Source organism: Microbacterium hydrocarbonoxydans (genome assembly GCF_000956475.1).
Classification (GTDB): domain Bacteria; phylum Actinomycetota; class Actinomycetes; order Actinomycetales; family Microbacteriaceae; genus Microbacterium; species Microbacterium hydrocarbonoxydans_A.
The window spans coordinates 83066-105673 of record NZ_JYJB01000010.1 but is presented as its reverse complement, the minus strand read 5'-3'; the positions used below and the strand labels follow the sequence as shown (position 1 = coordinate 105673).

24 protein-coding genes are annotated in these 22608 nt (G+C 67.9%); 2 read left to right on the top strand and 22 right to left on the bottom strand.

What is annotated here, in order from left to right:
* Positions 1 to 5: 5 nt before the first annotated feature.
* Both erpA and RS84_RS13025 read right to left on the bottom strand, forming a co-directional pair.
* Entirely contained in the window at positions 6 to 371 is a 366-nt protein-coding gene (gene erpA, locus RS84_RS13030) for an iron-sulfur cluster insertion protein ErpA (RefSeq protein WP_045258261.1), read from the bottom strand.
* A 78-nt stretch (positions 372 to 449) separates the two neighbouring features.
* Positions 450 to 1853, bottom strand: a complete 1404-nt coding sequence (locus tag RS84_RS13025) for a dipeptidase (protein ID WP_045258260.1) — start codon at positions 1851 to 1853, stop codon at positions 450 to 452.
* 46 nt (positions 1854 to 1899) lie between these two features.
* On the opposite strand from RS84_RS13025, the gene RS84_RS13020 reads away from it, so the two are divergent.
* Entirely contained in the window at positions 1900 to 2484 is a 585-nt protein-coding gene (locus RS84_RS13020; RefSeq protein ID WP_045258259.1) for a DUF3043 domain-containing protein, read from the top strand.
* Between the two features lie 66 nt (positions 2485 to 2550).
* On the opposite strand, the gene RS84_RS13015 is transcribed toward RS84_RS13020, so the two are convergent.
* From RS84_RS13015 to RS84_RS12965, 11 genes are all read right to left on the bottom strand, one after another.
* Entirely contained in the window at positions 2551 to 3573 is a 1023-nt protein-coding gene (locus RS84_RS13015) for a quinone-dependent dihydroorotate dehydrogenase (RefSeq protein ID WP_045258258.1), read from the bottom strand.
* A gap of 30 nt (positions 3574 to 3603) precedes the next feature.
* Positions 3604 to 4071, bottom strand: a complete 468-nt coding sequence (nrdR, locus tag RS84_RS13010) for a transcriptional regulator NrdR (RefSeq protein WP_045258257.1) — start codon at positions 4069 to 4071, stop codon at positions 3604 to 3606.
* A 19-nt stretch (positions 4072 to 4090) separates the two neighbouring features.
* On the bottom strand, positions 4091 to 5407 hold the full coding sequence (gene hisD / locus RS84_RS13005; RefSeq protein ID WP_045258256.1) for a histidinol dehydrogenase: 1317 nt from the start codon (positions 5405 to 5407) through the stop codon (positions 4091 to 4093).
* A 5-nt stretch (positions 5408 to 5412) separates the two neighbouring features.
* Complete coding sequence (locus RS84_RS18720) at positions 5413 to 6633, bottom strand: hypothetical protein (RefSeq protein ID WP_052676361.1); 1221 nt, start codon at positions 6631 to 6633, stop codon at positions 5413 to 5415.
* Between the two features lie 158 nt (positions 6634 to 6791).
* Positions 6792 to 10310, bottom strand: coding sequence for a DNA polymerase III subunit alpha (dnaE, locus tag RS84_RS12995; RefSeq protein WP_045258255.1), 3519 nt, complete (start codon positions 10308 to 10310; stop codon positions 6792 to 6794).
* A 69-nt stretch (positions 10311 to 10379) separates the two neighbouring features.
* Complete coding sequence (locus RS84_RS12990) at positions 10380 to 11405, bottom strand: hypothetical protein (protein WP_045258254.1); 1026 nt, start codon at positions 11403 to 11405, stop codon at positions 10380 to 10382.
* On the bottom strand, positions 11380 to 11982 hold the full coding sequence (locus tag RS84_RS12985; protein WP_045258253.1) for an RNA polymerase sigma factor: 603 nt from the start codon (positions 11980 to 11982) through the stop codon (positions 11380 to 11382). Before RS84_RS12985 ends, RS84_RS12990 begins: the two co-directional genes overlap by 26 nt.
* A gap of 52 nt (positions 11983 to 12034) precedes the next feature.
* Positions 12035 to 12607 (bottom strand): GNAT family N-acetyltransferase, encoded by a 573-nt coding sequence (locus tag RS84_RS12980; protein ID WP_045258252.1) that lies wholly within the window; start codon positions 12605 to 12607, stop codon positions 12035 to 12037.
* Positions 12608 to 12642: 35 nt separating this feature from the next.
* Positions 12643 to 13344, bottom strand: a complete 702-nt coding sequence (locus RS84_RS12975; protein ID WP_052676360.1) for a hypothetical protein — start codon at positions 13342 to 13344, stop codon at positions 12643 to 12645.
* A complete protein-coding gene (locus RS84_RS12970) occupies positions 13341 to 13793 on the bottom strand; it encodes a DUF6114 domain-containing protein (RefSeq protein WP_235281492.1) in 453 nt (150 codons plus the stop codon). The genes RS84_RS12975 and RS84_RS12970 overlap by 4 nt, the downstream gene beginning before the upstream one ends.
* Positions 13784 to 14401, bottom strand: coding sequence for a DUF6230 family protein (locus tag RS84_RS12965; protein ID WP_045258251.1), 618 nt, complete (start codon positions 14399 to 14401; stop codon positions 13784 to 13786). Before RS84_RS12965 ends, RS84_RS12970 begins: the two co-directional genes overlap by 10 nt.
* A 100-nt stretch (positions 14402 to 14501) precedes the next feature.
* On the opposite strand from RS84_RS12965, the gene RS84_RS12960 reads away from it, so the two are divergent.
* A complete protein-coding gene (locus RS84_RS12960; RefSeq protein ID WP_045258250.1) occupies positions 14502 to 15101 on the top strand; it encodes a TetR/AcrR family transcriptional regulator in 600 nt (199 codons plus the stop codon).
* Here the strand turns inward: RS84_RS12960 and RS84_RS12955 are convergent.
* The 9 genes from RS84_RS12955 to murC all read right to left on the bottom strand — a co-directional run bounded on the left by RS84_RS12955 (position 15098) and on the right by murC (position 22591).
* Positions 15098 to 16024 carry an RluA family pseudouridine synthase gene (locus RS84_RS12955; RefSeq protein WP_045258249.1) on the bottom strand — a complete coding sequence of 309 codons (927 nt, stop codon included), beginning with the start codon at positions 16022 to 16024 and terminating at the stop codon, positions 15098 to 15100. The two genes, RS84_RS12960 and RS84_RS12955, sit on opposite strands and share 4 nt — an antisense overlap.
* Positions 16025 to 16026: 2 nt before the next feature.
* Positions 16027 to 16674: a signal peptidase II gene (gene lspA, locus RS84_RS12950; RefSeq protein ID WP_045258248.1), complete on the bottom strand. Its 648-nt coding sequence runs from the start codon at positions 16672 to 16674 to the stop codon at positions 16027 to 16029.
* A gap of 9 nt (positions 16675 to 16683) precedes the next feature.
* The gene (locus RS84_RS12945; protein ID WP_045258247.1) at positions 16684 to 17277 is read right to left on the bottom strand and encodes a DivIVA domain-containing protein; all 594 of its coding nucleotides are present in this window, start codon (positions 17275 to 17277) and stop codon (positions 16684 to 16686) included.
* A 155-nt stretch (positions 17278 to 17432) separates the two neighbouring features.
* Positions 17433 to 17729 carry a YggT family protein gene (locus RS84_RS12940; protein ID WP_045258246.1) on the bottom strand — a complete coding sequence of 99 codons (297 nt, stop codon included), beginning with the start codon at positions 17727 to 17729 and terminating at the stop codon, positions 17433 to 17435.
* Between the two features lie 3 nt (positions 17730 to 17732).
* On the bottom strand, positions 17733 to 18200 hold the full coding sequence (locus RS84_RS12935) for a cell division protein SepF (protein ID WP_045258245.1): 468 nt from the start codon (positions 18198 to 18200) through the stop codon (positions 17733 to 17735).
* 43 nt (positions 18201 to 18243) lie between these two features.
* Positions 18244 to 18924: a YggS family pyridoxal phosphate-dependent enzyme gene (locus tag RS84_RS12930; RefSeq protein ID WP_045258244.1), complete on the bottom strand. Its 681-nt coding sequence runs from the start codon at positions 18922 to 18924 to the stop codon at positions 18244 to 18246.
* A 41-nt stretch (positions 18925 to 18965) separates the two neighbouring features.
* Complete coding sequence (gene ftsZ, locus RS84_RS12925) at positions 18966 to 20105, bottom strand: cell division protein FtsZ (protein WP_045258243.1); 1140 nt, start codon at positions 20103 to 20105, stop codon at positions 18966 to 18968.
* Between the two features lie 182 nt (positions 20106 to 20287).
* Positions 20288 to 21187 carry an FtsQ-type POTRA domain-containing protein gene (locus RS84_RS12920; protein ID WP_045258242.1) on the bottom strand — a complete coding sequence of 300 codons (900 nt, stop codon included), beginning with the start codon at positions 21185 to 21187 and terminating at the stop codon, positions 20288 to 20290.
* A 3-nt stretch (positions 21188 to 21190) separates the two neighbouring features.
* Complete coding sequence (gene murC / locus RS84_RS12915; RefSeq protein ID WP_045258241.1) at positions 21191 to 22591, bottom strand: UDP-N-acetylmuramate--L-alanine ligase; 1401 nt, start codon at positions 22589 to 22591, stop codon at positions 21191 to 21193.
* Positions 22592 to 22608: the final 17 nt, after the last annotated feature.

The window sequence follows — 22608 nt, the reverse complement described above, 5'->3', positions numbered from 1 at the left end:
TCCGCTCAGTGGAAGCTGTCGCCGCAGGCGCAGGAACCGGCCGCGTTCGGGTTGTCGATCGTGAAGCCCTGCTCCGAGATCGTGTCCTTGAAATCGATCGACGCACCGTCGAGATACGGCACGCTCATGTTGTCGACGATGACCTCGACGCCGTCGAATTCGACCGTCTCGTCGCCCTCGAGGAAGCGCTCGTCGAAATACAGCTGGTAGATGAGGCCGGAGCATCCGCCGGGCTGAACTGCCACGCGAAGACGGAGGTCGTCGCGGCCCTCCTGCTCGAGGAGGTTCTTCACCTTGGTCGCCGCGGCGTCGGTGAGGCTCACGCCGTGTGCGCGGGTGGTTTCTGCTGCGGTCAGGGTGGTGTCGCTCATGTCGCTCCTTGTGACGGGCCGCGCTCGCGCGCGGCTGTTGTTCAGATTTTACCCGCAGGTGCGCCCTGCGGGGTCGGCTCAGCGCGTGATCTCGTTCATCCGCGCCAGGACGAGCGCCTCGGTGGCCACGGCGTTGCGGAAGGTCTCGAGATGCAGAGACTCGTTGGGGCTGTGAGCACGGGAATAGGGGTCCTCCACACCCGTCACCAGGATCTGCGCCTCCGGGAACTCCCTCACGAGGTCTGCGATGAAGGGAATGGATCCCCCGACGCCGAGATCGACCGGCGCCTTGCCGTACGCGTCGCGCATGGCGTCGCGAGTGAGCTCCACGGCCCAGCCGCTGGTGTCGACGAGGAACCCATCGCCGAGGTCGAGGTCCGAGAAGGCGAGCTCGGCGCCGAAGGGAGCGTGCGCGCGCAGGTGCGCCTCCAGTGCCCGGTAGGCGTCTTCGCCGCTCTGGCCGGGGGCGACGCGAGCGCTGATGACGACCGTGACCTCGGGGAGGAGCGTGTTGGATGCTTCGGCCACCGAGGTCGCATCGATCCCGATGATGGTCACCGAGGGCTTGTTCCAGATCCGGCTGAGGATCGTGCCGTCGCCGATCGGATCGGTGCCCGGCAGCAGTCCGGCCTCGTCGCGCAGAGTCTCCTCGCTGTACTCCGGTGTCTCGGCGTCGCGCACGGTCATGCCCTCGACCGCGACCGAGCCGTCGTCGTTCCACATGGTCGACAGCAGCTTCACCGTGGCCATCATCGCGTCGGGGGCGGCGCCGCCGAACATGCCGGAGTGCGAAGCGTGGTCGAGCGTGCGCACGCGCAGCGTGAATCGCGCGTTGCCGCGAAGCGAGACGGTGAGCCCGGGAGTCGACGAGTCCCAGTTGCCGGAGTCGGCCACCACGATCGCGTCCGCGCGAAGCGCCTCCTTGTTGTCGGAGAGGAACTGGGCGAAGGAGCGGGAGCCGTACTCCTCCTCCCCCTCGATGAACATCGCGATGCCGAGCTCGAGTTCGTCGCCGAGAGTCTCGGCCACGGCGCGGATCGAGGCGATGTGCGCCATGATGCCCGCCTTGTCGTCGGCGGCGCCGCGTCCGTACAGGCGGCCGTCCCGCACCGTCGGCTCGAACGGCGGCGTCTCCCAGAGCTCATCCGCCCCGGGCGGCTGCACATCGTGGTGCGCATAGAGAAGGATGGTCGGCTTGCCGTTGCGGGCAGCCCGCCTCGCGAGCACCGCGGGCTGTCCCTGCTCATCTGTGCCGGGAATCGCTGCGCGCAGCACGCGCACCTCATCGAACACGCCGGTTCCCCGTGCGAGGCCGGCGACGGCGTCAGCGCTGCGCTCGAGCTGCGTCTGGTCGAAGGCGGGCCAGGCCATGCCGGGGATGCGCACCAGGTCGCCGAGATCGCTGAGTGCGGACGGGATGCCGGCTGCCACCGCTTCCCGGATCGCCTGGTCGTTGTCGCGGGGAAGAGCAGGAGAGGTCATGCGAGTAATCTTAAGGTGATCCACCGCAAGCGAACCGAGGAACGTCGTGCCCACTACCCCTGCCTCCCGCCCGTCGAACGACGACGCCCCCGAGACGAACGTCGGCAAGGGACGCGCGACGCCCACCCGCGCGGAGCAGGAGGCGGCCCGCCGCCGGCCGCTCGTCGCGAACACCAAAGAAGCGCGCGCCGCTGCCAAGGCCGAGATGAACGAGCGTCGCAATCGCGCCCAGGCCGGCCTCGCCGCCGGCGAGGAGAAGTACCTCCCCGCGCGTGACAAGGGGCCTCAGCGCCGCTGGGTGCGCGACTACGTGGACTCCGGCTGGCACCCGGCGGAGTTCGTGATGGGCATCATGGTGCTCGTCATCCTCGTGTCCCTGCTTCCGCCCGCGTGGGCGATCGGCGGCGTGTCCGTCGGAGCCTGGGCGTACCTCGTGATGATGGGCTATCTGGTTCTGGCCATCGGCGGCATGATCCTGCTCGGATGGCGGGTGAAGAGCAAGGCGGCGGCGAAGTTCGGCAAGGAGCGCCTGGAGCGCGGCCTGGGCTGGTACGCCGCCATGCGCTCACTGCAGATGCGGTTCATGCGTCTTCCGAAGCCTCAGGTCAAGCGCGGCGACCGCCCCGCCTGACCTTTCGGACAGAAGGATGCCCCGTGCTCGTTCGAGCACGGGGCATCGTCGTCTCTGCGGCCCCCGTCAGCGGCGGCGAAGCCCCCGGTTGATCTCACGCCCCCAGAACGGACCGCGGTAGAGGAACGCGGTATACCCCTGGACCAGGGTGGCGCCCGCGTCGAGCCGCTCCCGCACGTCGTCCGCCGTCTCCACGCCGCCGACCGCGATCACGCAGAACTCGGGCGGCACCACTGACCGCACCAGACGCAGCACCTCGAGCGATCGTGCCTTGAGCGGGGCGCCGGAGAGCCCTCCGGCACCCGCAGCCTCGACCGTCGCGGCATCGGTGTGCAGCCCGTCGCGAGAGATCGTGGTGTTGTGGGTGATGATGCCGGCAAGCCCCTCCGCGACCGCCATCTGCGCGATCGCGATGATCTCCTCGTCAGCGAGATCGGGAGCGATCTTCACCAGCAGCGGCGTGTTCCCCGACGCGGCTTTGACCGCCCGGAGCAGCGGTGCGAGGGTGTCGACAGCCTGGAGGCCTCGGAGCCCCGGCGTGTTCGGCGACGACACGTTGACCGCAAGGTAGTCGGCGAGCGGTGCGAGCCTGGTGGCCGAAGCCATATAGTCGGCCGTCGCGTTCTCGACCTCGACGACACGGCTCTTGCCGATGTTCACCCCGATGACGGTGTCCGGTGCACCGCGGCGGAGCTTTGCGAGGCGGCGCGCCACAGCATCCGCTCCCTGGTTGTTGAAGCCCATGCGGTTGATGACCGCGCGATCGGCGATCAGCCGGAACAGGCGGGGCTTGGGGTTGCCCTCCTGCGGGATCGCCGTCACGGTGCCGACCTCGACGTGGCCGAAGCCGAGAGCTGCGAGCCCTCGCACGCCGACCGCGTTCTTGTCGAATCCCGCCGCGATTCCGAAGGGGGACCGGAAGGTGTGCCCGAGCGCGTCGACCGCGAGCGACGGGTCAGGCTTCGTCAGCGCACTCGTAGCCCAGGAGAACGGCGGCACGCCGAGGACGCGGATCACCGCCATGCCGGCGTGATGGGCGAATTCAGGATCGAAGCGCGAGAGGACAGCGCGGAAGAGCAGCGGATACATCCCTGCCAGATTACCGGTCGCGCGACCGGGTCATTCGGCCTGAGGCGCCTTCACGTGATCGGCGCGCAGATCGGAGATCGCGCTCTCGAAGTCCTCGAGCGAATCGAACGCCTGATAGACGCTCGCGAACCGCAGATACGCGACCTCGTCGAGATCCCGCAGCGGACCGAGGATCGCGAGACCGATCTCGTTCGCGTCCAGCTGCGAGACGCCGGTCTGACGAACGGCTTCTTCGACCTTCTGCGCGAGAACGGCGAGATCCCCCTCGGTGACCGGTCGACCCTGGCAGGCCTTCCGCACGCCCGAGATCACCTTGTCACGGCTGAACGGCTCCATCACTCCGCTGCGCTTGATCACGTTGAGACTCGCGGTCTCCGTCGTCGTGAAGCGTCCGCCGCACTCGGGGCACTGTCGGCGACGGCGGATCGAGAGCCCGTCGTCGCTGGTGCGGGAATCGATCACGCGCGAGTCGGGGTGGCGGCAGAAGGGGCAGTGCATGGTGACTCAGCGTACCCGGTCAGCCGGCGGAGGGATCTGCGAAGCGTGCTTCGACGGCTTCGCCGTGCGCCGGAAGGATCTCGGCCGCCGCGAGCGAGACGACGCCGGAGCGCACCTGCGCGAGCGCCGCGTGGTCGTAGCTGATCACCTGCTGCGGCCGCAGAAACGTGTAGGCGCCGAGGCCTGGCGCGTACCGCGCCTGTCCGCCGGTGGGCAGGACGTGGTTGCTGCCCGCCATGTAGTCGCCCAGGCTCACGGGGGTCTGGTCGCCGACGAAGACGGCACCGGCGCTGGTGAAGGCGGATGCCGCATCCTCCGCGCCGTCGATGTGCAGTTCGAGGTGTTCGGGAGCGTAGGCGTTGCTGAATGCCGTCGCCATGGCGCGATCGTCGACGAGCACGATCGCGGACTGCTCGCCGGCGAGGGACACGGCGACGCGTTCAGCGTGTCGGGTCTTCGCGGCGCGGCCGGAGATCTCCGAGGCGACCTGAGCTGCGAGTTCGGGCGAGTCGGTGACGAGAACCGCCGAGGCCTGCTCGTCGTGCTCGGCCTGGCTGATGAGGTCGGCCGCGATCAGACGCGGGTCGGCTGAGGAGTCCGCGACGATGAGGATCTCTGTCGCACCAGCCTCGGAGTCGGTGCCGACGACACCTGCGACAGCGCGCTTCGCGGAGGCGACGTAGTTGTTGCCTGGCCCGGAGACCACATCGACGGGGTCGAGGCCGATCTCGTCGACGCCGTATGCGAGGGCGCCGATCGCTCCTGCTCCCCCGATCGCGTAGACCTCGTCGATGCCGAGCAGGCCGGCAGCGGCGAGGATCGTCGGGTGCACGCGTCCACCGAACGCCTCCTGCGGCGGAGACGCCAGTGCCACAACCGCGACTCCGGCGACCTGCGCAGGCACCACGTTCATCACGACGCTGGAGGAGAGCGGGGCCTTGCCGCCGGGGATATAGACGCCCGCGCGCGCGACGGGCTGCCAGCGCTGCGTGATCACGGCACCCGGTCCGATCTCGGTGCGGCGGGGTTCGGGAACCTGGGCGGCCGAGGCGAGCCGCACTCTGCGGATGGCCTCTTCGAGGGCCGCTCTGACACCCGGGTCCACCGAAGCGAGCGCTTCGGCGATGTGCTCGGCCGGCACGCGGATCTCGTGACCGGAGACGCGGTCGAACCGCTCGGCCTGCTCGCGCAGAGCCCGCTCTCCCCTGTCGCGGACGTCGTCGACGATGCGCGCGGCCGTCTCCAGCGCCTCCGCGCGGGCCTGGGCGGCGCGGGGAACGGCGGCGAGCATGTCTGCGGGCGAGAGCTCTCGCCCGCGCAGATCGATGGTGCGCAAACGCGTCAGCCCTTCGTGATGTCAGAGATGTCGTGCAGGTACCCGATGCGGCCGTCGTCATGGCGGATGACATAGGCGCCGCCGCGGTCCTCGATCACGAGAGCCCAGGCGCTCGGACCGATCCGGAAGATGACCTCGCCGCGCTCATCGTGGACGTCGCGCTCGGTGGGTGCCAGGATCCAGAAGGGCTGCTGCGGCTGCGGCTCTGCGACCGGGTATCGGGGGTTCGTCGCCTCGACGTCGATCTCCGTGACCGCTGGTTCCGCGGCGGCGGGCTCGGCCGCCGACTCGATGATGGGCGACGCGGTCGTCGGAAGAGCGGTCGTCGACGCAGAGATCGGCTCGACGGCATCCGTCTCCGGTGTGACCAGCGCGACGATGCTGTCTGTGTCGTATGCGATCTCCTCGCCCGATGAGCGACGCGAGTAGGCGGGCTTGTAGTCCTCATCGGTCGCCACCTGGTCGGCGCCGATGCCGCCGCCTGAGGCGTGAGCCGACAGCGGGATCTGCGAGGCGACGTCGACGCGCGCGATCTCGTCGGTCGTGTTCGCGCCCGAGAGCTCGACGTCGAGCGCACCGTCGGCAGGTGCAGGGGCGGATGCCGGGGCAGCCTGCTCGGGCCGCGGGCGGGCGACCACCGGACGCACGGGATTCGCGGCACGGTGGGCGAGGGTCACCAGCCGACCCTGGAAGTCCTCCTTGAGGCCGGGGACGATCGGTGCGAACACCGTGAGCACGACCAGTGCGAGGGCGGTGACGACGAGCGCGACACCGTTCCAGCTGAGGGCCCAGAACCCGGTGCCGATCACACCGGAGATGGCGAGCCAGAGCCGTCCGATCAGATCGATGGCCGCGACGGAGAACGCGACGGAGGCGAACTGGTCGATACCGAGGGACCCGACTCGCCGGATGCCGTCGGGCGAGAACCTCCGGAGCACGAGCAGGAAGACCGCCGCCGTGGGAAGGCCCACCGGGAGCAGCCATTCGATGCCCGTCGACCACAGTGTGGCGTTCACCACGATCGGGAAGAACGAGAGCAGGAAGTGCACGAGCCAGACGCCGACGATCAGCAGCTCGCGCAGGGTGAAGCCCAGGATGCCGTACTCCGGTGTGACGTCGTCGTCGTACAGCACGCCGTCCTCGATGAAGGCTTCGTCTTCGGTCGGGGAGGGATCGACCGTCTCGTCGGTGTTCTCGTCGTTGCGGAGGGGGAAGTCCGTGCTCATGAGAGAGGTCCTTTCGTCCGGGTGCGGCGCCTGCGGGATAGGGCGCACCCAACGCGACCCGATACTACCGGGTGCGCCGGAGAGCATGCTCAGCAAATGGTGGCGGTGACGTTTCGTGACCGGTTCCCGCAGCGGTCAGCGGCCGCAGGGAACCGGGTTCAGCCCAAGCAGGACGGCCCGAGGAGCGACTTGAGATCGCCGAAGAGATCGGCGGAGACCTTCACCGGCATGGGCACGTCGAACACCTTGGCGGTGCCGCCTCGGTGCACCCGCAGCACGACCTCTGTGTCTCCGTTGTGGCGGCGCAGCACCTCGGCGAGCTCGTGCATGACGCGCTCCGTGGCCCGCTGCTCCGCGAGCACCAGGGCGAGCGGCCCCGATGCGTCGAAGGAGCCGATATCGGGGGCGAAAGCCGACTGCGCGTGAAGATTGAGCCCGTCATCTCGCCGGGAGACGCGTCCTCGAACGGCGAGGATCGAATCCTGCTGGAGCACGTGCTGGAACTCGGTGTAGGTCTTGCCCATGAACATGACCGTCACCTCGCCGTTGAAGTCCTCGACCGTGATCATGCCGTACGGATTGCCGCTCGCCTTCGCGACACGGTGCTGCACGCTCGTCACGAGCCCGGCGACGGTGACCTGGTCGCCGTCCTGCAGGTCCTCCGAGTTGTTCAGGTCGTGGATCGAGATCGACGCGTGCTTCGCGAGCGGCACCTCCAGGCCCGCGAGCGGGTGGTCGGACACGTACAGTCCGAGCATCTCGCGCTCGAACGCCAGCTTGTCCTTCTTGATCCATTCCGGGCGATCCGGCACCTTCGCGGGCGGCGCCTCCTCCATCTCGTCGTAAAGGCTGTCGAAGTCGAAGCCGATCGCGCCCTGAGCCTCGTTGCGCTTGCGGTCGACCGCCGCCTCGACGGCATCCTCATGGATCTCCATGAGTGCACGCCGGGTGTCTCCCATCGAGTCGAACGCGCCCGCCTTGATGAGGGACTCGACGGTGCGCTTGTTCGCGACGTGCAGCGGCACCTTGTCGAGGAAGTGATGGAACGACGTGAATCGCTCGTCCTTGCGCGCCTGAACGATGCCGTCGACGACGTTGCTGCCGACATTGCGCACGGCGCCGAGACCAAAGCGGATGTCATCGCCGACGGCGGCGAAGAATCTGATCGACTCGGAGACGTCCGGCGGGAGCACCTTGATGCCCATGCGACGGCACTCGTTGAGGTACAGCGCCATCTTGTCCTTGGAGTCGCCGACACTCGTCAGAAGCGCGGCCATGTACTCGGCGGGATAGTGCGCCTTGAGGTAGGCGGTCCAATAGGAGACGAGGCCATAAGCGGCGGAGTGCGCTTTGTTGAAGGCGTAGTCCGAGAAGGGCAGCAGGATGTCCCAGAGCGCCTTGATCGCTCCCTCGCCGAAGCCGCGCTCGGTCATGCCGCCTGCGAAGCCCTCGTACTGCTTGTCCAGCTCGGACTTCTTCTTCTTGCCCATCGCGCGACGGAGGATGTCTGCCTGTCCGAGCGAGAACCCGGCCACCTTCTGCGCGATCGCCATGACCTGCTCCTGATAGATGATCAGGCCGTAAGTCGTGTCGAGGATGTCCCTGAGAGGCTCTTCGAGCTCGGGATGGATCGGAGTGATCGGCTGCAGGCCGTTCTTGCGCAGCGCGTAGTTCGTGTGCGAGTTCGCGCCCATGGGACCAGGGCGGTACAGCGCGATCACAGCCGAGATGTCTTCGAAGTTGTCGGGCTTCATGAGGCGAAGCAGCGACCTCATGGGCCCGCCGTCGAGCTGGAACACGCCCAGGGTGTCGCCTCGCGTGAGCAGCTCGTATGCCGCCTTGTCATCCAGCGTGAGGTGCTCGAGGTCAAGCTCCTCGCCGCGGTTCGTGCGGATGTTGTCCAGCGCGTCGGAGATGATCGTGAGGTTTCGCAGCCCCAGGAAGTCCATCTTGATCAAGCCGAGGGTCTCGCACGACGGGTAGTCGAACTGCGTGACGATCTGGCCGTCCTGCTCGCGGCGCATGATGGGGATGATGTCGAGAAGCGGCTCCGACGACATGATCACCCCGGCCGCGTGCACGCCCCACTGACGCTTGAGCCCCTCGAGACCCAGAGCGCGATCGAAGACAGTCTTCGCCTCAGGGTCGGTCTCGATGAGCGCGCGGAACTCGCTCGCCTCCTTGTAGCGCGGGTGCGCGGAGTCGAACATGCCGTCCAGAGGCATGTCCTTGCCCATCACGGGCGGCGGCATCGCCTTGGTCAGCCGCTCCCCCATGCTGAACGGGAAGCCGAGCACGCGACCGGCGTCCTTGAGCGCCTGCTTCGACTTGATCGTGCCGTATGTCACGATCTGCGCGACGCGCTCGGAGCCGTACTTCTCGGTGACGTAGTCGATCACCTCGCCACGGCGGCGGTCGTCGAAGTCGACGTCGAAGTCGGGCATCGAGACGCGGTCCGGGTTGAGGAAGCGCTCGAAGATGAGGCCGTGCTCGAGCGGGTCGAGGTCGGTGATCTTCATCGCGTAGGCGACCATGGATCCCGCACCGGAGCCACGGCCCGGCCCGACACGGATGCCGTTGTCCTTCGCCCAGTTGATGAAGTCGGCGACCACGAGGAAGTAGCCGGGGAACCCCATCTGCAGGATGATGTCGGTCTCGTACTCGGCCTGCTTGCGGACCTTGTCGGGGATGCCGTTCGGGTACCGGTAGTGCAGACCGTTCTCGACCTCTTTGATGAGCCAGCTGTCTTCGGTCTCGCCGTCGGGGACGGGGAAGCGCGGCATGAAGTTCGCCGAGGTGTTGAACTCGACCTCGCACCGCTCTGCGATCAGGAGCGTGTTGTCGCACGCCTCGGGGTGATCGCGGAACAGCTGCCGCATCTCGGCCGCCGTCTTGATGTAGTAGCCGTCGCCGTCGAACTTGAACCGGTTCGGGTCGTCGAGGGTCGAGCCGGACTGCACGCAGAGAAGCGCGGCATGGGCGTCGGCTTCGTGCTGATGCGTGTAGTGGGAGTCGTTGGTGGCGACCAGCGGGATGCCGAGGTCCTTCGCGAGCCTCAGCAGGTCGGTCATCACGCGTCGCTCGATCGACAACCCGTGATCCATGATCTCGGCGAAGTAGTTCTCCTTGCCGAAGATGTCCTGGAACTCGGCGGCCGCAGCCCGAGCCGCGTCGTACTGGCCGAGCCGGAGACGCGTCTGCACCTCGCCTGACGGGCAGCCCGTGGTGGCGATGAGGCCTTTGCCGTAGGTCTGCAGCAGCTCGCGGTCCATGCGGGGCTTGAAGTAGTAGCCCTCCATGCTCGACTTCGAGCTCAGCCGGAACAGATTGTGCATGCCCTGGGTGCTCTGGCTCCACATGGTCATGTGGGTGTAGGCACCGGAACCGGAGACGTCGTCGCTCTTCTGATCGGGCGACCCCCACTGCACTCGCGACTTGTCGCTGCGGTGCGTGCCGGGGGTCACATACGCCTCGAGCCCGATGATCGGCTTGACACCCGCGCCCTGCGCCGCACGGTAGAACTCGAACGCCGCGAAGGTGTTCCCGTGGTCGGTCACAGCGATCGCCGGCATCCCGTATTCCGCGGCCGCCTGCGTCATCGCCCCGATCTTCGCCGCACCGTCCAGCATGGAGTATTCGCTGTGGACATGCAGGTGCACGAAGGAATCTGAAGCCATGCTTCGAGTCTACGGCGGAGCCCCGACACCGAAGGTCGGTGCCGGGGCTCGGAGAGCGGATGCCGGGCGTCAGGGCAACGGAACCGACGAAGGTATCCCGTCGACGATCGTCACGAAGATCCGGCTCGACCAGCGGGTGTCGTCAAGGTTCCCGCGGCCGACGATCAGCCCCTGCGCGGTGTCGACGTCGACGGTCTGCATCCAGTCGCTCTCCCCGCCCTCGGGGAACGCGATCGTCGTGATGTCGCCGTCGACACGTTCGACGCGCGCCCCGTCGACGAGGGCGAGCGCACGGAACATCGAGGCACGGAGGTCCGCCGGGGCGAGGTTGAACTCGACGGGCTCGCCGAGCCGCGGCGGAGCGCAGTCCGACATGTACTCGTAGTCGTAGTCCTCCAGCCAGCGGGCGAGTTCTGCAGGATCCCGAGGCATCTCGTCGTAGTAGCAGTCGAGCGCATTGCGATGGAACTTCTGCTCAGGATCGATCGCGTCGGGCTGCTCGAAGAGCCCTCCCGGGTACACGTCCACTCGAACGTTGAACTCCAGCTGCGACAGGCCTGCTTCGGCTTCCGTCGCATCGGGGCCGCTGATGCTCAGCAGCTCGGTCGATTCCCCGTAATCCTCCACCCAATCGCCGGAACGGTCTGCAGGGACGTATAGCGAGCGAGACTGGCGGACGACCGCCGTGGTCGGCTGGTCCTGGCTGTCCCAGTATCCCCCCTCGGGGCTGCTCCGATCCGTCCGCCAGCCGAGGGTCTGCGTCGACACCTCCTGGATGCGGATGTACTGCCCGGGCGCCGGATCGAGCGCTGCGGCTGTGAGCGTCGCGTCGGCTGCCGCGTTCAGCACCTCGGCGGCCGACGCCTGTGGCGGCGCTGCGGGAGCGACGACGGAGCCGATCACGAACGCCACCGCAGCAGCGCCTGCGGCGAGCCCGCCGACGCCCGCCCAGGTGCGAACGGGCCGGCGGATCGTCTTCGACCGTTCGTTCCGAACCGTCTCACGCGCGAGGGCCTGTCGCGCCGTCTGCACGCTCGCCTCGTCCAGTCGCGTCTGGTCCGACCCGATCTCACGCACCTGCTCGATAAGATCCATCGTTCTCCTCCTTCACCATCCAGGTCAGCCGGACTGCAGAACGCGAGCCTGGCGGTGCGAGCTTGCGACGGATGCGGTTCAACCGCGACCGGACCGTGCCGACCGGCACGTTCAGGGCGTCGGCGATCTGCTCGTATGTCAGATCCGCCCATGCGTGCAGCAGAAGCGTGTCCCGCTCCTTCTGCGACAGCGCGGCGATGCGAGGCGCGAGTGCACGCAGCGCGGCATCCGCATCGAGACGGGAGTCGGACGCCGAGTGCGGCGACTCGGGATCGACGACCGCCGCAGACGAGGACTCGAACGCGCGCCACTGCCTTGCCTCGGCCGCTCGGTGACTCTTCACCACGCGAGTGGCGATGCCCAGCAGCCACGGGATCGACGATTCCTGACGATGATCGAACGTCGCGCGCTTGCGGAACGCGACGAGGAACGTCTCGCTCAGGACGTCATCGACGGCATCCGCCCCGATCCGCCGCCGGACGTACCCGCCGACGGGACGGACGTGCCGCTCGAAGATCTCGGAGAATGCTCCGGGGTCATCGAGCGATCGTCTGATGATCTCGCTGTCTGTGCTCACACTGTGTATTGCCTGAGCCGCGACATCCGGTTCGAAAGTCGATTCGCGCGACTCACCGCAGGTCGAGCCGCATGAGAACCCGGGGGAAGCCGTCGAGCACGGACCCGGTGTCCGCGGCCTTCGTGAAGCCGGCCGACTCGAACAGGGCGCGCGTGCCGACGTACGCCATCGTGAGGTTCACCTTCTCCCCTGCGTTGTCGAGCGGATACCCCTCGATCGCAGGCGCCCCGCGCTCACGCGCGTACTCGACCGCGTCGGCGATGAGTGCGTGCAGGACCCCCTGCCCGCGATGCCCCGGACGCACCCGGAAGCACCAGAGCGACCACACGTCGAGATCGTCGACGTGCGGGATGAGCCGGTTGCGGGCGAAGCTCGTCTCGCGGCGCGGATGCAGCGCTGCCCAGCCGACCGGCTCATCGTCGAGATAGGCGATCACGCCGGGCGGCGGGTCCTGGTGGCACAGCTCGCGCACCTTGGCCGAGCGTGCGGGTTCTCGAAGCTTCTTCGCCTCCGTGCTGCCCAGCCGGTAATTGAGGCAGAAGCACACGTTCGACGTCGGATTCTTCGGGCCCACGACGGCTGCCACGTCGTCGAAGACGGTGGCGGGGCGCACCTCGATGCTCATGCACCCAGTGTGGCCCATACCACCGACACGATTTTCTATTTCGCCTCGACGATCTGCTGGTCCGTGTTCGAGTAGCTGATCAGGTCGGCGATGCTGCCGACGAGCCCCATGCTCACGTTCAGCAGTCCCGGCTCGACGTCAGTGAGCGGCGGCGGCGTGTCGGTCCCGATCGTGAGCGGCGCTCCGCCCATCGACGACGCCGTGATCGACCCGATGTAGACCGTCACGTTGCCCTGCAGCGACATCGTGTCGGCGGTCGTGACGAGGCCAGGGCCGCCGGGAGGGCGGACGGTGAGGGAGAATCCCTTGATCGTGATCGAGTCGGCGCTGATCTTGAGCGCCCGGATGCTTCCGCCATCTGCGGTGGGCACGCTCACGATCGAGATCCCCTTGAGTCCGGTGAACGACAGCGACTCGGATCCCATCGACGCGGGCGTTCCCGTGAAGACGGGCGCCCCCGCGTCGACCGGAGCGTCCACAGGCTCGGCGGGCGCCGGGGTGGTCTGAGGATCCACGGGCGCGACCGGAGGAACCGCGGGGTCGATCGGCAGCACCGGCGTCGTCGGAGTGCTCGGCGTCGTCGGCGCCGGTGTGGGAGTCGGCTGCGGGCAGTAGATCAGCGGGATGCAGACACCCGCGTCGCGGGCCTCGGGTGCAGACGCGGCGCCGAGTGTGAGCGGCGTGGCGATCACCATCGCGACGATGACGGACGAGATGCCGATGCGTCTCCGGATCACGTCGGCGTCACCTCCTCAGCGCGGTCTCCGTCGTCGGAGGGGGCGATGGCCTTCGGTCCCATCCAGGCGACGACGAGTATGCCACCCACGGTCGACAGCAGCATCCCGATCAGAAAGCCGCCGAGATTGACGCCGATCAGTGAATAGATCGACACGGCGAGAGTGATCACGCCGTAGAAGATGTGGTGAGCGGGCATCGCCATCGAGAGGATGCCGAGGAGCACCAGCACCACAGGGATGAGCGTCGCCTGCATCCCCTCGATGCCCATCTGCACGTGCAGGTGGCCGATGTCGAGCTGCCCCGAGAAGAACATCTCCACGCCGCCGATCGCCGTCAGCAGTCCGCCGACGAACGGCCGCTGGCGCCGCCACACCCGGAAACCTCCGGATCGGGGCGCGTCGGATTCCACGCTCTCCTCCGTCACGGCATCCGCTCCGTTCAGAAGCATCCCTGCGAGCCGTCCGTGAGCTCGAGAGTCATCCCGGTCAGCGTGAACACGGATGCCTGCGTGCTCCACGCGGTCTGCTGGAGGTTCGAGATCGAGATCGTGTCGGAGTCCTGCGCGAAGTCGCCGGCGCTGCCCTTCGCCTCGGTGTTGACCGTCGACGCGTCGACGCCGATGCGGATCTGCCCGAATGACGCATCGCCCTTCAGGCCGGTCATGCCGATCTGAAGGTCGCTCGCGGTGGCCGGCTTGCCGTCGCCGCCCGCCTTGATCAGCACGCCGACCGTGCCGAGAGGAGTCTCGGTGATCACGGACTGGCAGAGGTCATCGAGAGTGGCGCTCTTGATGTTCGCGATCGCGACGGTGTGCTCGACGCCCTCGGAATCGGTCGCGACTCCCGCGTACTGCGAGAATCCCGTGCCCTCGAGCTGGCTGGCCCCGATCTGGAACTGGCTGCCGGAGACCGCGAACGACACGGGCACCGCACCCTGCGCGACGCCTCCGAGCAGCAGGGCCGCCACGACTCCCACCGGCACAGCCGCGAGCGTGACACGCCCCGCGTGCGATGCGGTGGCCTTGGAAAGGGTCTTCGACACCTTCGAGAACTTCATTGATCCTCCTCCTGCGCGCGCACGACTCCGTGCGGCGATCCCCCTCGATCCTAAACCTAATTGACTCAGAGTCAACACTCGACCTGGCTAGGCTTCTGGCATGACGTCCGAGCCGCGTTCCCGCCTCAGCCCCGAGCAGCGGCGAGCCCAGCTCATCGCGATCGGTGTCGCGTTCCTCGCCGAGCACCCGCTCGACGAGCTCACCATCGATGAGCTGGCGACCCGCGCCGGCGTGTCCAGAGCGCTGATCTTCCACTACTTCGACAGTCGTCAGGGCGTCGAACGGGCGATCGTCACCACGGCTCGCGACAGCCTGCTGCTCGCATCCGAACCGCGCGCGGAACTGCCGCCGCGCGAGCGCGTGCACGACACACTGCTGCGCATCGCCGGCTTCGTCCGCGAGCACGGCGGTACGTTCTCATCCCTGATCCGCGGTGTCGCCAGCGGCGACCCCGCGGTGCGCGCGATCGTCGACGAATCGCGCGAGCTCAACGCCCAGCGGCTTCTCGAGGCGTTCACCGAGCTCGGAAACGCCGATACCCCGGCTCTGCGCGTCGCGCTGCGCGCCTGGGTCGCGTTCACGGAAGACACGCTGCTCGAGCTGATCGTCGACCGCCGCGTCGATGACGAGGCCGTCGTGGAGTTTCTCGAGCAGACTCTGGACGGCGTGGTGGCAGCCGCCGCCCGCGCGCGCTTCTAGTAGTCGCCCGCCCTGAGCACGTCGAGTGCGTGCACGAAGTCGGCGGGATAGGGCGAGGCGAACTGCACCCAGTCCCCCGTGCTCGGGTGCGTGAACGCGAGCTGATGCGCATGCAGCCACTGGCGCGTCAGCCCGAGCTTGACCGACAGGCTCGGGTCGGCGCCGTACAGGGGATCGCCCACGCACGGATGCCGCAGCGCGGCCATGTGCACGCGGATCTGGTGCGTGCGTCCGGTCTCGAGATGGATCTCCAGAAGAGACGCACCGCGGAAGGCTTCGAGCGTCTCGTAGTGGGTGACCGACGGCTTGCCGTCTGGCGTGACGGCGAACTTCCAGGAGTGGTTCGGATGCCGGCCGATCGGGGCGTCGATCGTCCCCACCAGCGGATCAGGATGGCCCTGGACGACGGCGTGGTAGATCTTCTCGACCGTGCGCTCCTTGAAGGCGCGCTTGAGCGCGGTGTAGGCCGTCTCGGTCTTGGCGACGACCATCAGGCCGCTCGTGCCGACGTCGAGCCGATGCACGACGCCCTGGCGCTCAGGGGCGCCGCTCGTCGCGACCCGGAAGCCCGCGGCAGCCAGCGCGCCGACCACGGTCGGGCCCTCCCAGCCGAGCGACGGGTGCGCCGCGACTCCCGTGGGCTTGTCGACCACGACGATGTCGTCGTCGTCATACACGATCCCGAGGTCAGGGACCGCGATGGGAACGATCCGCGGCTCCTGCTTGGGCTGCCACTCGACGTCGAGCCACGCTCCGGCGCGCAGCTTGTCGGACTTGTCGAGGGTCACGCCGTCAAGCAGGACACCCCCGGCGGACGCGACGTCCGCGGCGAAGGTGCGGGAGAACCCCAGCAGCTTGGACAGCGCCGCGTCCACGCGCACGCCATCGAGACCGTCGGGGACGGGCAGGGATCGGGACTCCACCCTCAGCGTCCTTCGGCAGAGGCGTCTGCGTCGATCTGGGGCTCGGGCTCCGGACGCGTCTCGTCTGCGTCGAGGTCATGGACTTCGGACGCGGCCGCGACAGCCTCGGCCTCCTCCTCGGTCTCGACGACGACGTGATCGCGTTCGCGTGTGCCGTCGAACCGCAGGCCGAACACCACGAGCAGCGCGACCGAGATCATGCCCGTGACGATGAAGATGTCGGCGACGTTGAAGATCGCCGGCAGCATCCACGGCATCGAGATCATGTCGACGACATGGCCGACGCCGAACCCGGGCTCGCGGAAGAGGCGATCGGTCAGATTGCCCAGCACACCGCCGAGCAGGCACCCGAGCACGACGGCCCAGAGGCGCGAGCGAAGACCGAGGGCCTTCCAGATGATCACGACCGCAACGACGGACAGGGCGATCGTGAAGATCCAGGTCACCTCGGAGCCCAGCGAGAACGCCGCTCCGGAGTTGCGGATGAAGTATAGCTGCAGGAACTCGCCGAGCACCGGCACAGGCTCCTGGACCGGCAGGTTCGCGACGGTCAAGTACTTCACAAACTGATCGGCGGCCAGCACGAGCGCTGCGAGGATCGCAACGATCGCACCGGCCGCCGACCGACGAAGAGGACGGCGTCCTGACAAGAGGGCGCCTTACAGACCGATCGCGGAGACCGGCGTCGAGTCCGTCGACGCAGACTTCTCATCGAGGTCGCGGAGCTGACCCTCGATGTAGCTGCGCAGCTGGGTGCGGTAGTCGCGCTCGAAGTTGCGGAGCTCCGTGATGCGGGCCTCGAGCGTGTTGCGCTCGCGCTCGTGACGCGCGGTCTCTTCGCGCTGCTTGGCCTCGGCCTCGGTGCGGATGCGGTTGACCTCGTTCTCGGCGTCGGCGATGAGCTGGTTGCGCTTCGCCTCACCCTCGGCGACGTGCTCGTCGTGCAGGCGCTGCGCGAGCTCGATGATGCCCGCGGTGGCCGTGGCGGAGCCGGAAGGAGCGGCCTCCGCGGCGGGAGCCGCCTGGACGACGGGGGCGGGAGCCGGTGCCTCTGCGACGGCCGGTGCGGCCGCAGCCTCGCCCGACTCGTATGCTGCGAGCTTCGCCTTGAGCTCGGCGTTCTCCTCGAGGGCCTTGCGCCACTCGATCACGATCTCGTCGAGGAAGTCGTCGACCTCGTCCGGGTCGAACCCGTCCTTGAAGCGGACGTGCTGGAACTGCTTGGTGACGACGTCATCCGGGGTAAGTGCCATGGTGGCTCCTTCGATGAGTTCGGTGCCAGTTCGATGAACGGCGTTTCGTTATGTGGCGCGAACCCGGGGCGCGCACCTGCGAGCCAAGCATAGTCCCCGCGTCTGTCAGCCGCGATGCCGCGACACTCAGGCACGGGGAACTGCCCGGCGATATGTCAGATGAAGATCCGCACGATGTTCATGAGTATGAGCACGACGAGGACGACCAGCGAGAAGCCGAAGTCCAGCGAGATCGCGCCGATTCGCAACGGCGGGATGATGCGCCGGAAGAACCGGATGGGCGGGTCGGTCACGGTGTACACGACCTCGGCGGCGACCAGGCCCGCGCCCTTCGGACGCCACCCGCGATTGAACATCGGGATGTAGTCGAGGATCAGACGTGCGAACAGGACGAGAAGATACAGCAGCAGCGCCAGATGGACGATGCTCGCGATAGGCGAGACGAACCCCACGGGTTACTGCTGGTCGAAGCCCGCAGACTCGGCGTCTGCGTGGGCGATTCCCCCGTGACCCGAGACCGCGATGTTCTCCGGCGAGAGCAGGAACACCTTCGAGGTGACGCGCTCGATCCGGCCGTACAGGCCGAGGGAGAGACCGCTGGCGAAGTCGATCAGACGGCGGGCGTCCGCATCGCTCATCTGCGAGAGGTTGATGATGACCGGCACGCCCTCGCGGAAGCTCTCAGCGATCAGCTGAGCATCGCGGTACTGCTTGGGATGCACGGTGAGGATCTCGTTCACTGCCCCTCCTGCGGGCTGACGCACGGCGACGGGACGGCGAAGCGGCGTGACGGGAGCCGGTGCCGGCTCTTCACGCTCGCGCTCGCGGTGCGAGCGGGCCGGCGCCTGCGTCTCTTCTTCGTAGACCTCTTCCTCGTCGGCGAGGCCGAGATACACCATGGTCTTCTTCAGCGGGTTACCCATTGTGTCCTCCGGTTCGAACGATTCGGGCGGGTCTTGTCACAGGTTAACCCCGGTCCGGCCGGGGTCCCGTGATTGCGGAACCGATCCGCAGGTGTGTCGCACCCGCAGAGATGGCCTCGGCGAAATCGCCGGTCATACCCGCGGATATCCAGTCGGCTGCCGGCTCGAGCGAGCGGATGCCGTCGGCCACGGTTCGCAGACGCGCGAACGCCGACGCGGGTTCCTCGTCGAGAGGCGCGACCGCCATGACCCCGCGCAGCCGCAGCGACGGAAGCGAGAGCACGTGCTCCGCAAGGGCGTCCGCGCGTTCGGGGGCCACCCCGCCCCGACCAGGGTCGTCGGTGAGGTTGATCTGCACCAGGACGTCGAGGATGCTGTCATCCTCCGCGGCACGGTGCAGCGCATCGGCCAGACGATCGCGGTCGACCGAATGCACCGCATCGGCGCTGCGCCGGATGGCCACGGCCTTGTTGGTCTGCGCCTGTCCGATGAAGTGCCAGCGCAGGTCGTCGAGATCGGCGAGTGCCGCCGTCTTCGCGCTGAGTTCCTGCTGGCGGTTCTCCCCCGCCTCGCGCACGCCCAGCGAATGCAGGTCGCGCACGAGAGATGCGGGATGGAACTTCGTCACGACGATTCGGGTGATCTCACCCGGATCGCGCCCGGCGAGGCGCGCGGCGTCGGCGATCTTCTGATCGACCGCCGACAGCCGCGACTGCAGGCCCATGGGTTCCTGTGCTTCGACAGGCTCAGCAACCCACCCCTCAGTCACTTCAGGAATTCGGGGATGTCGATGTCGTCATCGACGATCGCCGGCTCGATGCTGGTGGTCGTGTATCGCGGCGTGGTGTCGACCTCGACGGCGTCCTTCTTCTCCGGCTCGGTCTCGGAGAGGGAGACCTCGGGAAGAACGGCGGGCTCGGGCCGGGAGACGACCATCGGGTCGAGGCGCAGAGACGGTTCGCCGCCGTCGAAGCCCGCGGCGATCACCGTCACCCGCACCTCGTCGCCGAGGGTGTCGTCGATGACCGTACCGAAGATGATGTTCGCCTCGGGGTGTGCCGCTTCCTTGACGAGATCGGCAGCGTCGTGGATCTCGAAGATGCCGAGGTTCGAACCACCCTGGATCGAGAGCAGCACGCCGTGCGCTCCCTCGATCGAGGCCTCGAGCAGTGGCGATTCGACGGCCAGCTCGGCCGCCTTGATCGCCCTGTCGGCGCCGCGCGCGGAGCCGATGCCCATGAGCGCCGACCCCGCACCCTGCATGACCGACTTGACGTCGGCGAAGTCGAGGTTGATCAGACCCGGGGTCGTGATCAGGTCGGTGATGCCCTGCACACCGGCGAGGAGCACCTGGTCTGCCGTGGCGAAGGCCTCGATCATCGAGATGCCGCGATCGCTGATCTCCAGCAGACGGTCGTTGGGGACGACGATGAGAGTGTCGACCTCTTCCTTCAGCTTCGCGACGCCCGCCTCGGCCTGGCTCTGCCGGCGGCGACCCTCGAAGGAGAAGGGCTTCGTGACGACGCCGATGGTGAGCGCGCCGATCGACTTCGCGATGCGCGCGACGACGGGAGCGCCACCGGTTCCGGTGCCGCCGCCCTCGCCGGCAGTGACGAAGACCATGTCTGCGCCGGTCAGCGCCTGCTCGATCTCCTCCGCGTGGTCCTCGGCGGCACGACGGCCGACCTCCGGGTCCGCACCGGCGCCGAGGCCGCGAGTGAGTTCTCGTCCAACGTCGAGCTTGACGTCGGCGTCACTCATCAGCAGCGCCTGCGCGTCCGTGTTGACGGCGATGAACTCGACTCCGCGGAGGCCGAGGTCGATCATGCGGTTGACGGCGTTGACGCCGCCACCGCCGACGCCGACGACCTTGATCACGGCGAGGTAGTTCTGGTTCTGGCTCATGGCCGGCCTCCGAATAGTCGAGCCTTCTACGTTTTCTGGCCGATATCGGAATGTGAACCTTAAACCTCAACTAGAGGTGTAAAGTATTTCCCAGTATCGGTTTCTCTTGTTCGAAGGTAAGCGCCACGGTTGCGCGCGCCCGCAGCCACGCGGGCGTGTCGCGCGTTTGCCGGTGAAACCGGTCAGCCGATGACGGCGACGTCAGGCGAGGTGACGTCGATCGACGCTGCATCGGGGTGAGCCGCGATCGCATCCGCGAGGACGATTCCCTTGAGCGCAGACTCGTCGGCGCTCCCCCATATCACCGTGAGGCCGCTGCTGAGCGTGAGCGTCACGTCGTCTGCCGTGCTCGCGCGCACGCCGGTCAGTGCCGCGCGGACGTCGGCCGGGAGGGAGCGGACCACCAGGCCCGCGCTCTCGAACGCCCTCGAATCGGTACCGCCGGTGATCTCCAGCAGCGGCTGCCCCGCGGGCTGGTCGGTCGTGGTCGAGAGCACGACGCCCGCTGCGTCCACGAGGGTGTAGCCGGCATCCGAGCGAATGACTCCGACCGGGGTGCGCTCGACGATCCGGACCGTGAGATCGTGCGGCGGCCTCGCCTCGAGCGCGTATGTCTCGATCAGCGGAAAGGCGAGCAGAGCGGCCTTGACCTTGCTCGTGTCGACGAGGGCCAGCGGCGTGCCGAGCTGGGCGTCGAGCGCCGACTCCACCGCGGCCGGGTCGAGCGTCGTCGCGCCGACGACGGTGATCTTCTGCACGGCGAACAGAGGGCTGTACGCGGCGGCGAGGCTGCCGCCGATCAAGAGGACGACGGCGCCGATCGCGCTCAGCCAGATGATGCGCCGACGGCGGGACCGCTGCGTGAAACGGCGGATCTCCGAACGCAGCGCGCGACGTCTGGCGCGCGCTGCACGCCAGACGTCGCGCGCACTCGTCGGCTGCTCGACCTCCGCCGTCTCTGCTGCCGGTTCGACAGCGTCATCCGGCTCCGCGATCTCGCGGATGCGGGAGACCGGCCGAGCCGGCGCCGCCTTCTCGCGTGCGCTCTCCCGTTCTGCCGGGAGCGGAGCGGGCCGGCGCACGGATCAGCCCTCGGCGGATCCGCGCAGCGACTCCAGCACCTGCGGGATGATCTGGTACACGTTGCCGCAGCCGAGAGTGATGACGAAGTCACCCTCGCGAGCGACGCCTGCGGTGTAGTCGGCGGCCTGCTGCCAGTCGGCGACATAGTGCACGTTGGTCTGGTCCTCGAACGCGCCGCTCACCAGCTCGCCGGTGACACCGGGCACCGGATCCTCCCGGGCTCCGTACACGTCGAGCATCACGGTGTGATCCGCATAGGTCTCGAGAACCTCGGCGAACTCCCGGAACATGTGCTGCGTGCGCGAGTAGGTGTGCGGCTGCTGGATGGCGATGATCCGCCCCGTGCCCGCGATCGAGCGCATGGCCTCGAGCGCTGCGCGCACCTCGGTCGGATGGTGCGAGTAGTCGTCGTATACCGTGACGCCGCGCTCCTGCCCATGCTTCTCCAGGCGACGGACCGTACCGGCGAATCCTTCGACCGCACGTGCCGACTCCTCCAGGCCGAAGCCCAGGGCTCGCAGGACCGTGATGGCACCGGCCGCGTTGATCGCGTTGTGCAGCCCCGGAACCGCGAGCTGCAGGCGGACGCTCTCGCCCGCGTGGGTGATCGTCGCGGACACGCCCGCCTCCGCCCTGACCTCGCTGATACGCACGTTCGCCGTGTCCGCGAGCCCGAACGTGATCACGTTCGGGTGGGTGATCCCCGCGGTCACGCGCAGTGCACCAGCGTCGTCGCTCGAGATGACGACGGCCTCGGTCGCAGCATTCGCGAATCGCACGAAGGCGTCATGGAACGCCTCGTCCGAACCGTAGTGATCGAGGTGATCGGGGTCGACGTTCGTGATGAGGGCGACCGCGGTGTCGTACAGCAGGAAGGTGCCGTCGGATTCGTCGGCCTCGATCACGAAGAGCTCGCCGGAGCCGGTCGCGCTCGACGTGCCGAGCTGCTCGATCACGCCGCCGTTGACGAAGCTCGGGTCCGCGCCGAGCGCCTGGAGCGCGGTCACGATCATCCCGGTGGACGTCGTCTTGCCGTGAGCACCGGCGACGGAGACGAGGCGGCGGGACCCGATGAGCCAGTGCAGCGCCTGGGAGCGGTGGATGACATGCAGACCGCGTTCCTTGGCGAGCACGAACTCGGGGTTCTCGGGCCAGATCGCCCCCGTGTGCACGACGGTGTCGGCGTCACCGAGATGGGCGGCGTCGTGACCGACGTGGACGGTGGCCCCCGCCGCGGCCAGCGCTCGCAGATTCGCACTGTCGGCGCGATCGGAACCAGACACGCGGATGCCGGCGTCGAGGAACATCCTGGCGAGGCCGCTCATCCCCGAGCCGCCGATGCCGATGAAGTGCGCGGAGGTGATGCTCTCGGGAATCGGGAGGGAGAGGTCGGGTCTGATCATGGCTTGTCCAGTCTACG

Bases quoted from the DNA above. Each gene is read 5' to 3' on its own strand.
- RS84_RS12935 (WP_045258245.1), bottom strand. From the start codon at position 18,200: ATGGGTAACCCGCTGAAGAAGACCATGGTGTATCTCGGCCTCGCCGAC.
- murC (WP_045258241.1), bottom strand. From the start codon at position 22,591: ATGATCAGACCCGACCTCTCCCTCCCGATTCCCGAGAGCATCACCTCC.
- RS84_RS12930 (WP_045258244.1), bottom strand. From the start codon at position 18,924: ATGGGCCTGCAGTCGCGGCTGTCGGCGGTCGATCAGAAGATCGCCGAC.
- erpA (WP_045258261.1), bottom strand. From the start codon at position 371: ATGAGCGACACCACCCTGACCGCAGCAGAAACCACCCGCGCACACGGC.
- RS84_RS13015 (WP_045258258.1), bottom strand. From the start codon at position 3,573: ATGTATCCGCTGCTCTTCCGCGCTGTCCTCTCGCGCTTCGATCCTGAA.
- RS84_RS12965 (WP_045258251.1), bottom strand. From the start codon at position 14,401: ATGAAGTTCTCGAAGGTGTCGAAGACCCTTTCCAAGGCCACCGCATCG.
- RS84_RS12945 (WP_045258247.1), bottom strand. From the start codon at position 17,277: ATGGCACTTACCCCGGATGACGTCGTCACCAAGCAGTTCCAGCACGTC.
- RS84_RS12960 (WP_045258250.1), top strand. From the start codon at position 14,502: ATGACGTCCGAGCCGCGTTCCCGCCTCAGCCCCGAGCAGCGGCGAGCC.
- RS84_RS12970 (WP_235281492.1), bottom strand. From the start codon at position 13,793: ATGCTTCTGAACGGAGCGGATGCCGTGACGGAGGAGAGCGTGGAATCC.
- RS84_RS13025 (WP_045258260.1), bottom strand. From the start codon at position 1,853: ATGACCTCTCCTGCTCTTCCCCGCGACAACGACCAGGCGATCCGGGAA.
- RS84_RS12980 (WP_045258252.1), bottom strand. From the start codon at position 12,607: ATGAGCATCGAGGTGCGCCCCGCCACCGTCTTCGACGACGTGGCAGCC.
- RS84_RS12990 (WP_045258254.1), bottom strand. From the start codon at position 11,405: ATGGATCTTATCGAGCAGGTGCGTGAGATCGGGTCGGACCAGACGCGA.
- dnaE (WP_045258255.1), bottom strand. From the start codon at position 10,310: ATGGCTTCAGATTCCTTCGTGCACCTGCATGTCCACAGCGAATACTCC.
- RS84_RS18720 (WP_052676361.1), bottom strand. From the start codon at position 6,633: ATGAGCACGGACTTCCCCCTCCGCAACGACGAGAACACCGACGAGACG.
- nrdR (WP_045258257.1), bottom strand. From the start codon at position 4,071: ATGCACTGCCCCTTCTGCCGCCACCCCGACTCGCGCGTGATCGATTCC.
- ftsZ (WP_045258243.1), bottom strand. From the start codon at position 20,105: ATGAGCCAGAACCAGAACTACCTCGCCGTGATCAAGGTCGTCGGCGTC.